Origin of the sequence: Nitrosopumilus sp., assembly GCF_025699255.1 — an archaeon.
Classification (GTDB): domain Archaea; phylum Thermoproteota; class Nitrososphaeria; order Nitrososphaerales; family Nitrosopumilaceae; genus Nitrosopumilus.
Window position 1 is genome coordinate 94,802 of sequence record NZ_JAILWA010000003.1, and the last position, 17,623, is coordinate 112,424.

Genomic DNA, 17,623 nt, shown 5'->3' on the forward strand with positions numbered 1-17,623 from the left:
TTTTTTGAATTATGTTTATAATTATTTCCGGTAGCTTCATAGACGAGCCTTTTATTTGATAATTGTTGACAAAACTAATCGTATGCTTAACCGGTATGCCTGGAGCCGGTAAATCCACTATTGCTGATGGCTTAAAATCTAAAGGATATGAAATAATCAATATGGGTAATGCCGTAAGAGAAGAAGCAAAAAAAAGAAACTTGGAATCCACAAGAGATAATCTTGGGAAATTAATGTTAGAGCTTAGAGAAAAGAATGGTCCAGGTGCTATTGCAGAATTAGTAAAGCCACAAATAGAATCATCAACATCAAATGTAATTTTAGTTGACGGTGTAAGATCAAATGATGAAATTCAAGTTCTCAAAAAATATGGTAATGTAAAATTATTAGCAATTCATGCATCAACTGATACTAGATTTGATTTTTTACAAAAAAGAGGAAGATCAGATGATCCTCAAACTAAACAACATTTTGAAGAAAGAGATAATCGTGAATTAGGTGTAGGTATTAGCAATTCAATTGCATTATCTGATTATGCAATTTCAAATATAGGATTAACAAAAGAAGAATTAATTGAACAATCTTTTAAAATTATTCAAAGTTGGCTGGAATGAAAATTCCAAATATTAATTGTAAAATTAAAATGGTTTGCCCAATCAATCTATCAGAAAATCCTGAGAAAGTCAAACAAGCAATTTCAAATATATTTCCATTTTCTGACATACAAAATGAAAATTTTTCAATTAAAGCACAATCATACGAATTACGTTCTTTGGAAAAAATCTACGAAACAATCATTTCAACCAAGTCTCAAAAAAGTTACATAAGAAATTTAGAGAATAATTTACAAGATGAAAAAACTTGGTTTTTTTTAAATAAACAAGCTGCTTTTGTAGAAAAAATTGCAATTTGTGATGAGGTTGAAGAATCTCCGTTAGGACCAATCAAGGTGATTTTAACCTCATCAAATATTGATGGAATAATTGATTGGTTAGCTTTTGCAAAATAATGAAAATTAGCTAAGAAAATTCAATCATTTTTGACTATTTTTTTTAGTTGGGATCTAAAATCTATTTTTTTGAATCATTCATTGATGTTCATCAAACTAGGCATAATTGCTGGTATTGTTATCTTGGGAGGGATGATCTTTTCTAATGAAATTGATAATCTGTTTCCCACAACATCTGCAACTGTATTTGATTCATTAAAAAATGATGTAAATAATTTTGGCACAAAAGCCTCGAATTCTGTAGAACAACGAATTGATTCATCAATTGATAAAATTGTAGATAAAACCACTGAAACAATATCTGATGAAATTAATGAAGTGGGAGATAAAGTAACTGATGAAATTTCTGATGTAAAAGAATCTTCTCAAAAAACAATCAAAGAAGAAATTTCAAACTTTAATCCTTTAGAATCAATTCAAAATATTTTAGGTGGTAATTCAAATTCAGATTCTAGTTCATCACCCATTCAAGAATCAACAAATGTTATTTCTGATAACAACATGTCAATAATTCCTGAAACACTTTCCTTATCAACTACACAACAATCTGATGATAACATACTTCTTCAATATGTTGATACAAGTGGTAAAACAAAAAGTGTTAATGTAGTAATTAGAACTGCTGATAAAGAAATTTTCTCTGGTACATTCTTTACTTCAATGTTTGATACAAATGTCAATGATGCAAGTGGAATTCCATATTATGTAGATATGATTGTTGAACATGAAGATTATGGAACTGTAACTTCATCAGTTTATAATCCAGGAGATTCATCTGATACAAAAATTAATGGAATATTTTCTCAATCATAATTTATTTTTAAATATTGAAACCAATTTTGGTATTGATTTTGCGCTAGTATTTCTAATTTTTAAATTCATTACTTCTGACATTTCTGTATCTTCTGGATTAATTTCTACTAGTATTGCATTGTTTTGTTTTGCGTAGATTGGAAGCATATTTGCTGGTGATACAACAAGTGATGTACCTGCAATTATCATTAAATCACATTGGCTTGCAAATCGCATAGCATTTTTCCATACATCTTGAGGTAACGATTCTCCAAACCATACTACATCAGGTCTAAGTATATTTCCACATTTACAAAGTGGAGGAATATTTGTAATTTCTGTTAAAATTTCTTCTTTATAGTTACACACACTGAACATTTGATCTTTACAATACTTCCATGAAGTTCTAATACCTTTGAACTACCGGCTTTTTGATGTAAGCCATCAATATTTTGTGTTAAAACCACGACTTCAGCATATTTTTCTAATTCAGCAATTGCTTTATGGCCTAGATTTGGATTGGCCTGAAAAATATTTGTCCTTCTTTCATTATACCACTCCCAAACTAGTTTTGGATTATCATAAAATGCATCTATTGTGGCTAGCTTCATTGCATCATGATTTCTCCATAATCCGTCTTTTCCTCTAAATGTCGGAATTCCACTTTCTTGTGAAATTCCAGCTCCTGTTACAAATACAATTTTTCTAAATTTTTGAATCTGTTCTTCAAATATTTCAAACATTTTATTTAATTTCTACTTCTAAAAGATCTTTGGCTGTAATTACTGAATCATGAATTTTTAATGCTTCTTTTAGATGTCCTATCTCATCTTTGTATCTTGCTGAAAAATGTGTTAAAATCAAATTCTTTACTTTTGCATTTTTACCCAATATTGCAGCTTGTTTTGCAGTAGAATGACATGTGTCTTGTGCTCTTAGTTTTTCTTCATCTAAAAATGTTGAATCAAAAACAAGATAGTCACAATCTGTAAAAAATTTTTCTAATTCTGGTGTAGGCATTGTGTCTCCAGAAATTCCAATTTTTTTACCTGGACGTTTTGCCCCTAACACTTGTTCTGGCTTTATTATTTTTTTGTTAATGATGACTTCCTTTCCTTTTTGTAACTCACTCCATAATTTTCCCTCAGGTATTCTCAATTGTTTTGCTTTTTCTAGATTAAATCTTCCAGCTTTATCTTTTTCTTGAAACAAATATGAATATGCTGTTACAGAATGACTTGCTTTACAAACATACATAGAAAATTTTTCATCTTCATAAATTTTCCCTTCTTTAATTGTAGTGATTATTATTGGAAATGATAATCCAAAATTTAATATTTTAATATTTGCTCCAATAAATTCTTCAATTCCATTTGGTCCAAAAATTTCCAATGTTTCAGTTCTATTTTGCATTGACATTGTTTGTAATAATCCTAAAATTCCCACACAATGATCACCATGCATATGCGTCACAAATAATTTCATTTTTTTATTCCAACCCAAACCTGATTTCATAAATGATATTTGAGCTGATTCACCTGCATCAAACATCAAAATTTCACCATCTCTTTCTAGGCAAATACATGACAATCCCCTATTTTCAGTGGGTTGTGCTGCAGATGTTCCTAAAAATACAAGTTTCATTTAATCAGAATTGTTCGTGTCAAGCTTTTATGCCTATAGATATGATATTTTTTTAATCCTGTTAACTTGGAATTAAAATCCAATTCTTTTTTGTACATAATTGCCACTCTTTTCCTTTTAGGTAGACTGGCAAAAAATTTCTTCAAAATTGCATGTGGTTTTTCTGATGCTTTTGAGGCAGTTCCATAGGGTAAATCAGTCACAATTCCATCAAATTTTTCTGATATTTTTGACAATTCTTGGAATTCAGAGTTAATTATTTGTGAATTATATCTATTAGCCTTAAGATTTGTTTTAGCTATTTCACACATTTTTTCGTCAAAATCTAATCCAATTCCATGAATACCCATTGATTCTGCTTCTAGAAGTGTGGTCCCTGTACCACAAAATGGATCACATACAGTTTCACCCTTCTTCATACCTATCAGATTTATCATCACCCTAGCTAACTTCCAATCTAATTCATGAGGATGCTTCTTGATCTTTTTTGGTCTTACTTGATTTTTTACTCGTTTTGAAAACCCAAAAAAGTTTTCTTGGTTGGTAAAAATCAAATATACTGTAATATCAGGATTTTCTAAATTTACTTTAGCATGTGAGAATTTTGATATCATATCTCCCATAGAACTTTCTAATTCTGGAATGTTGAATTGATTAGATGATAAATTTACTATTCTACAAACAAATGTTTTTGCATTTTTGAGAACTCCTACATTTTCTTCATCCAAAAATAATCCTGACATTTTACGTAGTATTTGTCCTGAAATTTTTACAAATGTTGCTCTTTTAGCTATTTCATTCCAATTTGTTTTTGATTGAACAATTACTAAATTAGAAATTACTTTAATTTTAGAAAATCGATCATACATTTTTGCTAATGCAGTAATCTCATCTATAGCAAGCTCTAGATAATCTTTAGATAATACAAAAAAACTTTCTGGCATAATTAAATTGCCTTTGCAATAATGTTAGAAATATCTACAATTGATGTTTTACCAGGAATTGTATTTGTACTAATAATTTTTGTTACACCTGCTTTTTTAATTCTTTTTTCTGCATCATTCATTAATAATGCATGTGTGCAAGCAACATACACTTTTTTGCATTTTTGCTTTTTAAGAAATTGAGTAGCTTTTACAATACTTCCTCCTGTACTAATCATATCGTCAACTAAAATCAAATCTCTGTTGGCAACTTCTGATATGTTCTTTGTCTTTATCTGAACTTTTCCCGTCTTTCTATCTCTTTTTTTCTCTAATGCAATATACTCTGAGCCTAATTCTTTTGCAAATTTTTGTGCTCTTTCTTTTCCACCCTGATCTGGCGATACTACAAGTGGGTTTTTTAGGCTCATTTTTTTGAAATGTTCTACTAATTCTGGAATTGCAGAGATATTTTTTGTTTTGATTGGAAAGTGTTTGAATCCAATCATACTGTGAATATCTACAGCAATAATTTTAGATGCACCTGCTCCTTTGAATAATTTTCCAAGAACTTTCATTGTTACAATTTCCCCTGGCAAAAACTCTCTATCTTGTCTTGCATATCCCATATATGGAATCACTGCAATAACTTCAGATGAAGTTTCTTTAGCTTTTGCAACAAGTGATAATGCTTGAATTAGATTTGTATCCACTGGAGGATATATTGATTGTATAACGATAGATCTTTTCTTAGAAATTTTTCCACTTAAGGTAATCTTACTTTCGCCATCTGCAAAAACCCTGATTTGTGATTTTACTAGATTTGCTTTTATTTTTCTAGATAATTTTTTTCCAACATCCTCAGAAGATTTTCCTGCAATTATTGATACTTTATTCAACAAGAAATGTCAATTAATGGGATTCTTAAGTTTTGAGAAGATTATTCTTCTCCACCTCCACCACGACCAAGATCACCTAGGCCATATTCGTCAATAACCTTGTTTCTATCTTCCACAAGCTTATCAATCTCTTCTTGTTCACGTTTTTCATCTCCCTGATATACAGTTCTGATTGGCCATGGAATTCTAATATCATATTTTTTAAATTCTTCATACATTATAATTCTCATGTCAGTTTTAGTTTTGAATTGTGCACCGTAATCTCTAACATAAACCCAAACTGAAAAATCCAATGATGAATCATTAAATTGATTAAATCTTACAACTGGTTGGTTAATATCAACATGAATATCTTTATCACAACCACAACTTGGTTGATTGTTTTTTAAATATGGACATTGCATTTGTCTTATGAGATGTTTTCCTTTTGCATCGATTACTTCATTCATCGCTCGCTTTCCAACTTTTACAAGTATAGCTGAAACTTGTTTAGGATCATTTAGATAAGAAACACCCACATCTACAATAGCAGGCACCATTTTGTTTCCTTGTGTATAGTTAATTATCTGTGCATTAACTAATTGCCTTGTTGGAATTATTGCAATTGATTCATTCAATGCATCTTTGATGTATGTAACTCTAGGCGTAATTCTATGCACATATCCATTATATCCAGTATCAAGCTTTATTCGCTCCCCTTCGACAAATATCTTGTCTTTTCTAATGAGAATATATGCAAAATAATTTTGCATTGTTTCTTGTAATGCTAATCCCAAACCAATTGCTAATCCTCCTGTTGCAGTAGCAAGAACAATCAAATCAACTCCCCACCATGCAACAACTCCTAAAATTGTTGCAATAAAAATTCCAACAGGAATAATTTGTTTTGCAGATTTTGGAATATTTTCACTTTTCTTTTTTGCATATCCTGGAGGACGAGAACTTGGGATTATTGGTTCATAACCACTTATTCTCTTCTCTTCTCTCCATATGTCAATTGGAAATATTTCCTCTGGTTTTACACCTGGTTTTAATTTTCTTCCAGATTGATTATTACCAGTAATACAATCTTGATAATATTTTTCATATTTTGTACGTTCTGAATTTTTCCATTCTTCAAATGGACTGTCAACTAATTTTTCATATCCTCCAATTGGATTGCCTCTTGTTGTTCTAAATTGTTCTAATTCTAGCATTCCTTCTTTTGTCTTTAGCTTTTCTCTAAATTCCTCTTCTTCAATATCTTCTGGAGTGACATTTGGTGGAACCCATTTGTATAATTTATGAAATAGGTTGTCTTCATCATCAATAAATCCTCTCATCTCAAACCAAGCATCAAAATCTTCTTTTTCTTGTGCAGATTTTTCATGTTTGTTAAGTGCAATTGGAATAAGATGAGAAACTGTATATCCAATTACTAAAATATTGAACGTGTTGAGGATCTTGGCAAATATTTCTTGAGGTGATACATTCTCACCATTAGCAACTGATAGCTGATCATCTAACAAAAGCCCAGTTTGTATGTGCACATTAATTACTGTAATGAATATAATTGCAAAAACTGGCAAAACTGCTCTTCGTAAAAATCTTGCAAAATGTGGTTTTTTATAATAAAATTTTTGTGAAGTCACCCATGATGAAAATTTTCTATAAACTAGAGTAATTCCAATTATGCCTGCTATCATAATAAAAAATGCAATTTGAAGTGTCTCTGATGATGCTAAAAGATGCCCAACAGTTTCAAATTCACCTGCAGAAATTTGTGATAAATCCTCTTCAGCCATCAATACTCACTATCTTAACCAAACACATGTTCTAGAATACAAAGGTTAACCAATATTACCATTATTTTTTGAAATTATGAGGAAATTATTTTTAAACTAAAAATTCCATGCCTAGGAACTCTGTAACTTTTATCAAGGGTAAGAGTACTATTTACAAAATGACCTATCAAGAATCAGCTTGGGATGATTCACCTTCACTCAAATCTTATACTTTATCAAACTTCAGAACTCTTCCTCAAATCCAAAAATTAAGCGAAGAAACTCAATTTGAAATGGAAGTTGTAGGGAACGTTTTGCCATTTAAAGCAAATAATTATGTTGTTGAACAACTAATTGACTGGAATAATATCCCAAACGATCCAATCTTTGTATTGACTTTTCCTCAAAAAGGTATGCTTAAACCAGAACATTATGCAAAAATGGAGAGTGCATTAAAAAATAATCTTGATAAAAAAGAAATTACATCTATTGCAAATGAAATTCGTTTACAATTAAATCCACATCCTGCAGGTCAAATGGAACTAAATGTTCCAACGTTAAAAGATGGAACTAAACTATATGGAATGCAACACAAATACAAAGAAACATGTCTCTTTTTCCCTAGTCAAAGTCAAACATGTCATGCATATTGTAGTTTTTGTTTTAGATGGCCACAATTTGTTGGTATGGATGAAATGAAGTTTGCAATGCAAGAAGGAGAACAACTTGTTCAATATGTTTCTGAACATCCAGAAATAAGTGATGTCTTATTTACTGGTGGTGATCCAATGATTATGAAAGCAAAAATTTTCTCAAAATATGTTGATGCTTTAATTAACGCCAAACTTCCTAACCTTAAAACAATTAGAATTGGAACAAAAGCTCTTGCTTATTGGCCTTACAAATTTTTAACTGATTCAGATTCTCAAGAAATGTTAGATGTTTTCAAAAAAATTACAGACAATGGATTACATCTTGCATTTATGGCACATTTTAACCATCTAAATGAACTATCAACAGATGCTGTAAAAAATGCAATTAAGGAAGTCAGAAAAACAGGAGCACAAATTCGAACTCAATCTCCATTATTAGCACATATCAATGATGATGCAGAAATGTGGGCAAAAATGTGGACTAAACAGGTTCAGCTTGGTTGTATTCCATATTACATGTTTGTTGTAAGAGATACTGGTGCACAACACTATTTTGGAATTCCACTAGTCAAAGCTTATGAAATTTTTAGAAAAGCATATTCTTCAGTTAGTGGATTAGCCAGAACAGTTCGTGGTCCTAGTATGTCTGCAACTCCAGGAAAAGTCCACGTAATTGGAACTGCAAATCTCAATGATCAAAAAGTAATTGTTTTGAGATTTTTACAAGGTAGAAATCCTGATTGGGTTCAAGTTCCATTCTTTGCAAAATATGATGAAAATGCAATTTGGTTAGATGATCTAAAACCTGCACTTACTGACAAATTCTTCTTTGATGAAGAGATGAAAAATTTCAAAGCCAAAAATCCAATTGAAGATTATCCAGAATCTTAGAATTAACCTGACTAACTTGACAATTCTAACTTACAAGATAACATTAGTAAATTAATTAATAAAATATATCAAAATTGAATGCAGATCAAGTTTTACAAACTATTAAAGACGAAAATATTTCCTTCATTGATTTTTGGTTTGTAGATATTTTTGGTGAATTACATAATGTAGGAATGCCTAGCTATGCAATTGATAAAAACAGTTTTGTAAATGGCCTTGAAAAATTAGATGCTAGCTCAATTGTTGGTTTTAAATCTGTAAATAACTCAGATATGATTTTAATGCCCGATCCAAATTCATTTAAAATTCTTCCAAGTGATTATGATCCAAGTAGTAGAAAAAATGCAAGAATTTTTTGTGATCTCTATGATGGAAGTACTGAAAAAGAATCAAGATACAACAGAGATTCTAGAGGTATCGCTCATAAAGCATCTGAAAAACTCAAAGAATTTGGATTGACTCATACTAATTGGGGACCTGAAATAGAATTTTTTGTATTTGATTCCATCAATGTTTATCCATCACCGTATGCAGCAACTCACTCAGGAGGAGGTTCTGGCTATTCAATTGAATCTAAGGAATCACCTTGGGCTAAAGGTAATGTAAGTACTGCCATCGATCTTAAAGAGGGATACTATCCATCACAACCAAAAGATACCTTGGAAGGATTTAGAAAAGATGTTTGTGATGATCTTTACAACTATTTTGGAATTAAAATTGAAGCAGAACATCACGAAGTAGCAACTTCTGGTCAATGTGAAATCAATTTGGTTTATGATGAAATGATTAGTATGGCAGATAATGTAATTGCGGTAAAAAATTTAGTAAAAGTTAAAGCTAAACGAAAAAACAAGGTAGCAACTTTTATGCCAAAACCAATTTTTGGTGATAATGCTTCTGCCATGCACACTCATCAAAGTCTATGGAATGGAAATTCCAATGTAATGTATGATCAAGACGATGATGTAGCACAAATGAGTCAAACTGGTAGATATTATGTTGGTGGAATTCTAAGTCATGCATCAGCTTTATGTGCCATATCTAATCCAACAACAAATTCATACAAACGTCTTGTCCCTGGATTTGAGGCTCCAGTCAATGTATGCTGGGGTTTAGCAAATCGCTCTACAGCAATCAGAGTTCCAATGTATAATCGAAATCAAGAAAAGAGTAAAAGAATTGAATATCGTGTACCTGATCCAACTGCAAATATCTATCTTTTAGAAGCTGCATTATTACTAGCAGGATTAGACGGAATCAAAAATAAAATAGATCCTGGAGATCCAGTTGAAGAAAATGTATACAAACTTTCTCCAGAAAAAAAACGTGAATATAGAATTGGATCCTTACCAGTATCCTTGAAGGGTGCATTGGATTCATTAGCAAGTGATTCTGCTTTCTTGGAGGAAATTTTCACAAAAGACTTCCTTAAGACATATTCTGAATTAAAATACAAAGAATATACTGCTTTTGCACAAACCCCAACAGCCTGGGAAGTTTCTATGTATGCAGATGCATAACTGGTACAAACATAGATTTTTTTAATGAAAATGAGTAGAACCTTTTTAAAATCAAATTCAGTTTTTTTATTATGCAATTAAAATTATTTCTGCTATTTTTGTTAATCATACCAGGATTATCAGGTATTGCATATGGTCATACTGTTGATGCTGTTGGTGATTATAGAGTTGAAATTGGTTGGATGAATGAACCTGTTGTTTCAGGAGAAACAAATGCAATTGAATTCTATGTTAGTCCATTAATTACATGCCCAGAAATTCCTGAACCGATAAAATGTGCCGAATCTCAAGAATTCAAAAACGGAATTCCTGATTTGAGAAAAACCATAAAAATGAAATTAATTTACAAAGATGAAAGTATTATCCTTCCTTTATCCCCTGATCATAATATTCCAGGAAAATACTATGCATTTGTAAATCCAACAATATCAGGATTTTATCAAGCAAATATTTTAGGAACAATTGTAGATACGCCAATTAGTTTATCCATGCATCCTCCTAAAGTTGATGAACGCGCATACATTGAATTTCCTGAGCCAGCAGATATTACAGTTCAACAAATGATTGATGGACATACAGCCTTAATTGAAGATGTAGGTGATCTAAAAGATTCAGTAAGTAATTTAGAAAATGATACACAAGACATGAATCTAGGATATGCTGGACTTGGACTTGGTATAATAGCTATTTCTATTGCAATAGTTGCTGTAGCAAAATCTAAAAAAAATTAGTTTGAACTTAGAAAATTATTTTGTTTTTTTAGAATTAAATACAAAATTGAACCAATTCCAATTATAGCTATTCCTACAAATACAATCTCGATCTCAAACTGTAATGTCATGTAAACTGTAGTTATAAATCCAAACATGGGTAATATAGGAAACTTTCCAACATTAATCGGAACTTTAAATGGTCTTTCCAAAGTTGGTTCGGTATATCTTAGAACTATTACTGCCAAATTAATTGCAGTAAATGTAATAACTACAGCAAAAACAACAATATTTGCTATAATTACAATATCTCCAACAAATGTAAATCCTACAGATGTAATTAAAATTCCTACTACTGCAATCCATGGAGTTTTTGTTTTATGATGAATTTTTCCAAAAAATTGCGGTAAGGAATTACTCTCTGCCATTCCATACAAAATACGTGCACCAGCTACAAGTGTTATCAAAACAGTACTAGCCGTTGCAAATAATGCAATTAGTGATATTGTGATATTTCCATTAATGCCTAAAACACTATGAGCTACATCTGCAAGTGGGGCAGATGATACGGATAATTCTTCCCAACTTAATATTCGAACAACCGATAATGAAACTAGAATGTAAATCACTCCTGTGATTACTATTGATAAAATGATAGCTCTTGGAATTGTCTTTTGAGGCCTTCTTACCTCTTCTGCTACATTTGCCATGTCTTCAAACCCAATAAATGCAAAGAAAATTAACACAAAAGCGAGAATTATTCCTGTTATTCCATTTGGTGCCTCAAAATAATCAACAGATTCAATAGGCTCAATTGTAAATCCTAGAATAATTATCAGTACTAATCCAGCAGCAGTAATAATTGCAAATATGGTATTAGCCCATGCCGATTCTTTTATTCCAATAAAATTTACTATTGATAAAACCCCAATCAAGAAAATAGCACCAACTGTAATTGGTAAATCAATAAACTGAGTTAGATATCCGCCAAATCCTAGAGATACTGTTGCAGCAACTATGATTGATGTAATTGCAGTTAACCACCCAATTATAAAACCAAAAAAATGATTCTTAAACGCATTTTTTACAAATGTATATTCTGCTGCCGCTTTTGGAAATAACGCAGCAAGTTCTGCATAACTTAATCCTGCAAACACTGCAACAATTGCACCTAACAAAAAAGAAATCCACATAGAATTTCCTGCAAAACCTGCTGCTTCTCCTATTAAGACGTAGATCCCAGCTCCAAGAATTAATCCAACACCATACATGGTAAGATGAAATAATCCCATGTGACGTTTTAATTCAGACATGATTGCTATCCTAAGAAATCAGTAAATTTAATCCATATCCTACAAAATATGCAACAATTGCAGCAATTCCACCAATGATTAATGTGTTGATTCCTGAATGCACCATAGATTTTTTAACAATTTTTCCTTTTATCATACCAACAAGGAAAAATGCAGAACATACAGACACAATAGAATATAGAAAAGCTTCTGAATTCATTTCTATTCCTATTATCATGAAAATCATAAACGGAATTAATGGAATTAATCCAACAAGATTGAAACCTACAAATGTACTTACAGAGCTATGCATGGGATTTTTTTCATCTTCAATTAATCCTAATTCCTCTTTCATCATTGTGTCTAACCACACTTTTCGTTTTGATGTAATAATCCGTACAACATCTTCCAACAATTCATCCTTGAAACCTTTTTTTCGATAAATTTCTCTAATTTCTTCTCTTTCTTGATCTTCTAAATTATCTATTTCCCACTCTTCTTGTCTCCTTTTCATTTCAACAAATTCATTTCTTGCTTTTGAAGCTTGATAATTTGCCGCAGCCATAGAAAATCCATCAGCAAATAAATTTGCAAATCCTAGAATTAATATGATGACTGCAGGTAACGAGGCGCCCATAACTCCTGCAACTATTGCAAAGGTTGTAACTGCACCATCTATAGAACCATAAATAAAATCATCAAAATGTATTTTCATTTTTAATTAGAAATTAATTTGATATTTGATTAATAAACATGAATAATTCCAATATTGAAAATCATAAACCTTTTTTATATTGAATAGATCTTGACATTAAACATGGCTAAATTGAAAAAAATTCTAGTTCCTCTTGATGGCTCACCAAATTCTATGAGAGGATTAGATAGAGCAATTGAAATTGCTAAAGGAGGAGATGCAGAAATTACAGGATTTTATGTATTTCACTTACCTCTAGCTGCCGGAATAAAATATACAGCAAAAATGAAAGAAGATGCACAAAAGAAAGCTGTAAAAGCAATTGGTCCTGCTATGAATAAAACTCAAAAGGCAGGTGCTACTTTCAAGTACAAAACCGGTGGTGGAAATACTGGCTCTGAAATTGTCAAATTTGCCAAAAATGGAAAGTTTGACATGATTGTAATTGGTGCAAGAGGATTAGGTGGTGCAAAAGAAGCATTTCTAGGAAGCACATCTAACTATGTTATGCACAAAACAAATGTTCCAGTATTAGTAGTCAAATAGTTCAATCTGAACTTTTTCTATTTTTTCCATATCCTTGATATTCTATACGTAATAACCTACAAGTATAGGAATTTGAAAAAATAATTTTGGTGTAGATTATGGTAGAAAGCAATTATGATATTTTAGGAATTTTAGAGGGCACAACAGAGAAAGAAATACGTGATGCATTTAGACGATTGGCTCTTCAATATCACTCAGATCGAGGAGGCGAAAATGAACAATTTATTAAAATTAAACAAGCATATGATGATCTAAAAATTGGTAAGAAATATCCAGAAACAGATTTTGAAAAATTAAAAAACTCCAAAGTATATTCAAATGATTCTGAAGCTGATGTAAGGAAAAAAAATCAGATTTTAGGTCAAGAACTATTCAAAGAAATGAAAACTGCTGAAGAATGGGCATCATCTTTGAACAACTCTAACACTACTGGAACTAGATTATTTGGATCAAAAACTCTTGGAGAAATTGAATTAGAAAGAAAAGCTACTGGAGCTTTATCAATCAAAGGAAATTTTATGGCAGGAAGTTTTTCATATGATGGTCCAATAATTATGCAAGGAAGTATCACAAGCCCTTCATGGACAGAAGAATATCAAACAAACATACATCTAACTAATGGAGATTTTAAATTCATTAATCCATTAGAAAATAAATACAAAATCGATAATGGTGCAAAAATCACTGTTGATAATGGTAATGTGGTTGTTGGAAATGTTTATGGAAGAAAATTTCGGGTAGAAGATCCTGTACGTGTAGGTGTTTTTCAAATTCAAGAACATAGAACTCATATTTCAGCCCCTAATGGAAAAATAATTGCAGAAAACCTTGCAAATACTGTATCCCTTGAAGCAGATTCTATCATTGTTTTAAATGTTGAAGATGATGTTATACTATCTGCACGAGAAATTTTATTTTATGGTGGAAAACTAACTTATGATTCTGTTATTGAACTAAAAGAAGGTGGTACAATACGATTTTTTGAAAATTTTTCTATTCAAGGTTTAAGCGGAGATGCAATCATTAAACTTGAAAATGGTAAAAAAATCAGGTTATTTGATCTTAAAACTAAAAAAATTAAAGATTTAGCTGATGAATTTGTACCCAACAAAGAAAATTACCCCAAAGATGCTACTATGGTTGGACATGGATTCACAATCACATATGCCATGCTTGATAATCTTTCATTGAAACCATCTAAAAAACAAAAAAAAGGATGGGCATCAAAATTTGGTTTTTCGAAAAAATAATCATTAAAAAATCAATTTTTAGGCATGGTAATGACCATTTCTGATAAATATGCCTTTTTTTGAAAAATATTTGTGAAAAAGATAGAGGCAGTAATTAAGAGAAAAAATTTCCCTACAATTAAAACCAATTTGAATGCTGTAGGAACTTACATTATTGATAAACGAAATTTAGATGATAGTCATATTTATGATGAGTCTCAAGGTTCTCGTGTTGGCTCTACTGGATTAAAATCAGTACCACTTGCAAAAATCGAAATGGTTGTTTCTGATAAAGAAGCTAGAAAAGTTGTTGAAATGATTTCTAAAAACTCTGGCTTATCATCAATACATGGTGGAAAAATTTTCGTCTCTGAAATGGAAGAAGTTGTAGACATGGAAACTCTTGATGGACAACAAGATCTTGAAATTACTCATGAACAAAAAACTGAATCAAAACCATTACCTAAAAGAAGTAGATTTGTTCCATTACAAAAATTTACTCTAAACAAATTGCAAAGAATCTATGAAGAAAATAAAGAAATACTAAGAGATGATTATAGAATAAAATCCTTTAGTGATTTTGTAAATTATTGCATTATGAAATCTTTGCCAACTCTAGAAAAACAACTAAAGAATCCTACAATTGTTTATGAAAATAATTTCGGTGATTATTAGTTATACTACAAAGTTGGCAAAAAGAGATACAATCCAATTAAAGTCATTCCTATAACTGCAAGTCCCAATTTGGCGATAAAAATTTTGGATACTTTCATACAACTAAACCAACAAGCAATGGCACAACAATAATTCCTGCTATTGCAAGAATTTTGAATATATCTTTAGGCTCTAATGGTTTCATTTCTTCTCTACGAAACAATTTACTTTTACGAATAGAGTCTATGTTCATATCTCTAGATTGTAGATTCTCCTTCATCACCAGTAGCAATATCTACTGCACGCAAAATCTGAGAAACAAAGATTTTTCCTACTCTGCCATTATCTTTGATAATTCCTATAACTTCATCTTCTTTTGTGTCTGAAATAATAGCTTCCAATCTGTATTTTTCATTGAATTGAGGAACAAAAATTTCACTACCTTTTGATGCGTGTATCTCAGGTCCTGGTTTCTTTCCTCTTCCTCTGACTTTAGAGACTGTTAGACCACCAATGCCAATTTCTTTTAGCCCTTCACTAATGGCCATGACATCGTTTTCTCCAAGTATGACTTCTATTTTGAGCATTTAGTAATTGTAGTATAATTTACACAAATATAATTTCTGATTTTGATAACTATTTGATTATCAATTGATAATCAAATTTAGACATTGTTATTAATTTAAAATTAAATTTTTTATCATGGTTCTGGATTCTGGAGATACAGCATGGATGCTTGTCGCAGGTAGTCTTGTGCTATTAATGATCCCCGCATTAGGTCTCTTTGAATCTGGACTTTTGAGAAAGAAAAATGCAGCATCTATTTTCATGCAAATTTTCTTTGGTTTGGCACTTTTGAGTGTGATGTGGTTTGTATTTGGATTTAGTATTTCGTTTGGTCCATCGACACAAGGTTTAGTTGGAAATATGGATTGGGTATTCCTGAAAGGAGTTCCGTCAGATGCTCCACTTGAACAATATGCACCAACAATTCCTGGTGTATTATTTGTGAAATTCCAATTAATGTTTGCAGCAATTACTCCGTTATTACTTACTGGAACAATTGCTGAAAGAATGAAGTTTAGCTCATTTATCATATTCATAGCAGCATGGTCAATGCTAATCTATTATCCTCTAGTTCACTGGGTTTGGGGTGGAGGTTGGTTAGCACAACTCGGTGTTGTTGATTTTGCTGGTGGTATTGTAATTCACACAAGTGTTGGTATGGCAGCTTTAGCTGCCGCTCTAGTACTTGGTAAGAGAAGAAATTACGGTCCTGCAATAATGATTCCTCATAGTATTCCTCTTGCAGTTCTTGGTTCATCCTTGTTATGGCTAGGATGGTTTGGATTTAACGCAGGAAGTGCTCTTTCTGCATCAGGTGGTGTTGCTGGTAATACAGTAATTGTAACTCACATGGCTTCATCAGTTTCTGCTTTAATTTGGGCTGGTCTTTCATGGATTAGAACTGGAAAACCATCAGTTGTAGCTACAATTAATGGTGCTATTGCAGGTCTAGCTGGAATCACTCCTGCATCTGGATTTGTAAGCGCTGAACATGCTTTTGTTATAGGAATAGCAATTGGTGTAATATCATATTCCGGCGTAGTACTATTCAAAGAAAAATTACACATTGATGATGCACTTGATGTAAGCTCTGTTCACGGAGTTGCTGGTATTGTTGGTGCACTTGCTATAGGAATTTTTGCAAGTACCGCAATTAATCCTGGAGGAGTAGATGGTTTACTTTTCGGAAATCCTGATCAACTTTGGATACAAGCTGTAGGGGTTGGTGTTGCAGCTGCAATGGGCTTTGGTGGAACATGGATTCTTATGCAAGTTATTAAACATCTTATTGGAATTAGAGTTTCACCTGAAGTTGAAGATATTGGTTTAGATATTAGTGAACATGCTGAATCAGCATATTCTGATGAAGAAGAATTCATGCTAAGTATGGATGAATATACAGAAGATTTACAGGAAAAGGATGAAATACTCTTCAAAAAGAAGAAGTCTGATAGTGCTAAAAAATGACAATCAATTACGAAGAATTATCTAAAAAAGTTCTAGATTTAGATCCTAAAATTAGATTTGCAGGTGTTGCAAATAGTAAGGGAGAAATGATTGCTGGTGGACAAAAAGATAATGTTGAAAAAATTTTAGATGGTGAAAATGTAAAGATGTCGATTCATTATGCACTACAAAAAAGAGATCTTTATACAAATTTAGCATACAAAATTGGCTCAGAACTATCATCCATTACTGAATATGAAAAAGTTACCATGATTAGTATTCCAGTAAATTCTAACGATTTGTTTATGATAAGTACAGAACCAAGAGCTGATTATTTGAAAATTATTGATTTTATTCGTTCATCACTTAATTCTCAAAACTAAAAATTACT

21 protein-coding genes are annotated in these 17,623 nt (G+C 31.4%); 11 read left to right on the top strand and 10 right to left on the bottom strand.

Going from position 1 to position 17,623, the window contains the following annotated elements:
• Positions 1 to 65: 65 nt before the first annotated feature.
• From K5781_RS04335 to K5781_RS04345, 3 genes are all read left to right on the top strand, one after another.
• On the top strand, positions 66 to 614 hold the full coding sequence (locus K5781_RS04335; protein WP_297441105.1) for an AAA family ATPase: 549 nt from the start codon (positions 66 to 68) through the stop codon (positions 612 to 614).
• Positions 611 to 1,009, top strand: a complete 399-nt coding sequence (locus tag K5781_RS04340; RefSeq protein ID WP_297441491.1) for an RNA-binding domain-containing protein — start codon at positions 611 to 613, stop codon at positions 1,007 to 1,009. Before K5781_RS04335 ends, K5781_RS04340 begins: the two co-directional genes overlap by 4 nt.
• Positions 1,010 to 1,078: 69 nt before the next feature.
• On the top strand, positions 1,079 to 1,822 hold the full coding sequence (locus K5781_RS04345; protein ID WP_297441107.1) for a hypothetical protein: 744 nt from the start codon (positions 1,079 to 1,081) through the stop codon (positions 1,820 to 1,822).
• On the opposite strand, the gene K5781_RS04350 is transcribed toward K5781_RS04345, so the two are convergent.
• Genes K5781_RS04350 through K5781_RS04375 form a run of 6 tightly spaced genes read right to left on the bottom strand, consistent with a single transcriptional unit; the run spans position 1,817 to position 7,051 of the window.
• A complete protein-coding gene (locus tag K5781_RS04350) occupies positions 1,817 to 2,170 on the bottom strand; it encodes a Sir2 family NAD-dependent protein deacetylase (protein WP_297441109.1) in 354 nt (117 codons plus the stop codon). The two genes, K5781_RS04345 and K5781_RS04350, sit on opposite strands and share 6 nt — an antisense overlap.
• The gene (locus K5781_RS04355; RefSeq protein ID WP_297441111.1) at positions 2,143 to 2,544 is read right to left on the bottom strand and encodes a Sir2 family NAD-dependent protein deacetylase; all 402 of its coding nucleotides are present in this window, start codon (positions 2,542 to 2,544) and stop codon (positions 2,143 to 2,145) included. The genes K5781_RS04350 and K5781_RS04355 overlap by 28 nt, the downstream gene beginning before the upstream one ends.
• Before the next feature lies 1 nt (position 2,545).
• On the bottom strand, positions 2,546 to 3,445 hold the full coding sequence (rnz, locus tag K5781_RS04360; RefSeq protein ID WP_297441113.1) for a ribonuclease Z: 900 nt from the start codon (positions 3,443 to 3,445) through the stop codon (positions 2,546 to 2,548).
• Positions 3,442 to 4,389 carry a DNA methyltransferase gene (locus K5781_RS04365; protein WP_297441115.1) on the bottom strand — a complete coding sequence of 316 codons (948 nt, stop codon included), beginning with the start codon at positions 4,387 to 4,389 and terminating at the stop codon, positions 3,442 to 3,444. Before K5781_RS04365 ends, rnz begins: the two co-directional genes overlap by 4 nt.
• Positions 4,390 to 4,391: 2 nt before the next feature.
• The gene (locus K5781_RS04370) at positions 4,392 to 5,267 is read right to left on the bottom strand and encodes a ribose-phosphate pyrophosphokinase (protein WP_297441117.1); all 876 of its coding nucleotides are present in this window, start codon (positions 5,265 to 5,267) and stop codon (positions 4,392 to 4,394) included.
• 41 nt (positions 5,268 to 5,308) lie between these two features.
• Positions 5,309 to 7,051: a mechanosensitive ion channel domain-containing protein gene (locus tag K5781_RS04375; RefSeq protein WP_297441119.1), complete on the bottom strand. Its 1,743-nt coding sequence runs from the start codon at positions 7,049 to 7,051 to the stop codon at positions 5,309 to 5,311.
• A 158-nt stretch (positions 7,052 to 7,209) separates the two neighbouring features.
• Between K5781_RS04375 and K5781_RS04380 the strand changes: the two genes are divergently transcribed.
• From K5781_RS04380 to K5781_RS04390, 3 genes are all read left to right on the top strand, one after another.
• On the top strand, positions 7,210 to 8,574 hold the full coding sequence (locus K5781_RS04380) for a lysine 2,3-aminomutase (protein ID WP_297441121.1): 1,365 nt from the start codon (positions 7,210 to 7,212) through the stop codon (positions 8,572 to 8,574).
• 74 nt (positions 8,575 to 8,648) lie between these two features.
• Positions 8,649 to 10,094, top strand: a complete 1,446-nt coding sequence (gene glnA, locus K5781_RS04385; protein ID WP_297441123.1) for a type I glutamate--ammonia ligase — start codon at positions 8,649 to 8,651, stop codon at positions 10,092 to 10,094.
• Between the two features lie 71 nt (positions 10,095 to 10,165).
• Positions 10,166 to 10,825 carry a hypothetical protein gene (locus tag K5781_RS04390; protein ID WP_297441125.1) on the top strand — a complete coding sequence of 220 codons (660 nt, stop codon included), beginning with the start codon at positions 10,166 to 10,168 and terminating at the stop codon, positions 10,823 to 10,825.
• On the opposite strand, the gene K5781_RS04395 is transcribed toward K5781_RS04390, so the two are convergent.
• A complete protein-coding gene (locus tag K5781_RS04395; RefSeq protein WP_297441127.1) occupies positions 10,822 to 12,117 on the bottom strand; it encodes an amino acid permease in 1,296 nt (431 codons plus the stop codon). The genes K5781_RS04390 and K5781_RS04395 overlap by 4 nt on opposite strands.
• A gap of 10 nt (positions 12,118 to 12,127) precedes the next feature.
• Positions 12,128 to 12,811 carry a VIT1/CCC1 transporter family protein gene (locus tag K5781_RS04400; RefSeq protein WP_297441129.1) on the bottom strand — a complete coding sequence of 228 codons (684 nt, stop codon included), beginning with the start codon at positions 12,809 to 12,811 and terminating at the stop codon, positions 12,128 to 12,130.
• A gap of 102 nt (positions 12,812 to 12,913) precedes the next feature.
• Here K5781_RS04400 and K5781_RS04405 point away from each other — a divergent pair, with 102 nt between their 5' ends.
• From K5781_RS04405 to K5781_RS04415, 3 genes are all read left to right on the top strand, one after another.
• Positions 12,914 to 13,336: a universal stress protein gene (locus K5781_RS04405; protein WP_297441131.1), complete on the top strand. Its 423-nt coding sequence runs from the start codon at positions 12,914 to 12,916 to the stop codon at positions 13,334 to 13,336.
• Positions 13,337 to 13,434: 98 nt separating this feature from the next.
• Complete coding sequence (locus tag K5781_RS04410) at positions 13,435 to 14,586, top strand: J domain-containing protein (RefSeq protein WP_297441133.1); 1,152 nt, start codon at positions 13,435 to 13,437, stop codon at positions 14,584 to 14,586.
• Between the two features lie 72 nt (positions 14,587 to 14,658).
• Complete coding sequence (locus K5781_RS04415; RefSeq protein ID WP_297441135.1) at positions 14,659 to 15,240, top strand: P-II family nitrogen regulator; 582 nt, start codon at positions 14,659 to 14,661, stop codon at positions 15,238 to 15,240.
• A gap of 94 nt (positions 15,241 to 15,334) precedes the next feature.
• Here K5781_RS04415 and K5781_RS04420 read toward each other — a convergent pair whose 3' ends face one another.
• Both K5781_RS04420 and K5781_RS04425 read right to left on the bottom strand, forming a co-directional pair.
• The gene (locus K5781_RS04420; protein WP_297441137.1) at positions 15,335 to 15,472 is read right to left on the bottom strand and encodes a hypothetical protein; all 138 of its coding nucleotides are present in this window, start codon (positions 15,470 to 15,472) and stop codon (positions 15,335 to 15,337) included.
• A gap of 4 nt (positions 15,473 to 15,476) precedes the next feature.
• On the bottom strand, positions 15,477 to 15,806 hold the full coding sequence (locus K5781_RS04425) for a P-II family nitrogen regulator (protein WP_297441139.1): 330 nt from the start codon (positions 15,804 to 15,806) through the stop codon (positions 15,477 to 15,479).
• Between the two features lie 115 nt (positions 15,807 to 15,921).
• Between K5781_RS04425 and K5781_RS04430 the strand changes: the two genes are divergently transcribed.
• Both K5781_RS04430 and K5781_RS04435 read left to right on the top strand, forming a co-directional pair.
• Entirely contained in the window at positions 15,922 to 17,253 is a 1,332-nt protein-coding gene (locus tag K5781_RS04430; RefSeq protein ID WP_297441141.1) for an ammonium transporter, read from the top strand.
• Entirely contained in the window at positions 17,250 to 17,615 is a 366-nt protein-coding gene (locus tag K5781_RS04435; RefSeq protein ID WP_297441143.1) for a DUF6659 family protein, read from the top strand. The genes K5781_RS04430 and K5781_RS04435 overlap by 4 nt, the downstream gene beginning before the upstream one ends.
• The last annotated feature ends 8 nt before the right edge of the window (positions 17,616 to 17,623 follow it).

Coding starts and splice junctions, on each gene's coding strand:
- K5781_RS04340 (WP_297441491.1), top strand. CDS start 611: ATGAAAATTCCAAATATTAATTGTAAAATTAAAATGGTTTGCCCAATC.
- K5781_RS04355 (WP_297441111.1), bottom strand. CDS start 2,544: ATGTTTGAAATATTTGAAGAACAGATTCAAAAATTTAGAAAAATTGTA.
- rnz (WP_297441113.1), bottom strand. CDS start 3,445: ATGAAACTTGTATTTTTAGGAACATCTGCAGCACAACCCACTGAAAAT.
- K5781_RS04365 (WP_297441115.1), bottom strand. CDS start 4,389: ATGCCAGAAAGTTTTTTTGTATTATCTAAAGATTATCTAGAGCTTGCT.
- K5781_RS04375 (WP_297441119.1), bottom strand. CDS start 7,051: ATGGCTGAAGAGGATTTATCACAAATTTCTGCAGGTGAATTTGAAACT.
- K5781_RS04380 (WP_297441121.1), top strand. CDS start 7,210: ATGACCTATCAAGAATCAGCTTGGGATGATTCACCTTCACTCAAATCT.
- K5781_RS04390 (WP_297441125.1), top strand. CDS start 10,166: ATGCAATTAAAATTATTTCTGCTATTTTTGTTAATCATACCAGGATTA.
- K5781_RS04395 (WP_297441127.1), bottom strand. CDS start 12,117: ATGTCTGAATTAAAACGTCACATGGGATTATTTCATCTTACCATGTAT.
- K5781_RS04400 (WP_297441129.1), bottom strand. CDS start 12,811: ATGAAAATACATTTTGATGATTTTATTTATGGTTCTATAGATGGTGCA.
- K5781_RS04405 (WP_297441131.1), top strand. CDS start 12,914: ATGGCTAAATTGAAAAAAATTCTAGTTCCTCTTGATGGCTCACCAAAT.
- K5781_RS04410 (WP_297441133.1), top strand. CDS start 13,435: ATGGTAGAAAGCAATTATGATATTTTAGGAATTTTAGAGGGCACAACA.
- K5781_RS04420 (WP_297441137.1), bottom strand. CDS start 15,472: ATGAACATAGACTCTATTCGTAAAAGTAAATTGTTTCGTAGAGAAGAA.
- K5781_RS04425 (WP_297441139.1), bottom strand. CDS start 15,806: ATGCTCAAAATAGAAGTCATACTTGGAGAAAACGATGTCATGGCCATT.
- K5781_RS04430 (WP_297441141.1), top strand. CDS start 15,922: ATGGTTCTGGATTCTGGAGATACAGCATGGATGCTTGTCGCAGGTAGT.
- K5781_RS04435 (WP_297441143.1), top strand. CDS start 17,250: ATGACAATCAATTACGAAGAATTATCTAAAAAAGTTCTAGATTTAGAT.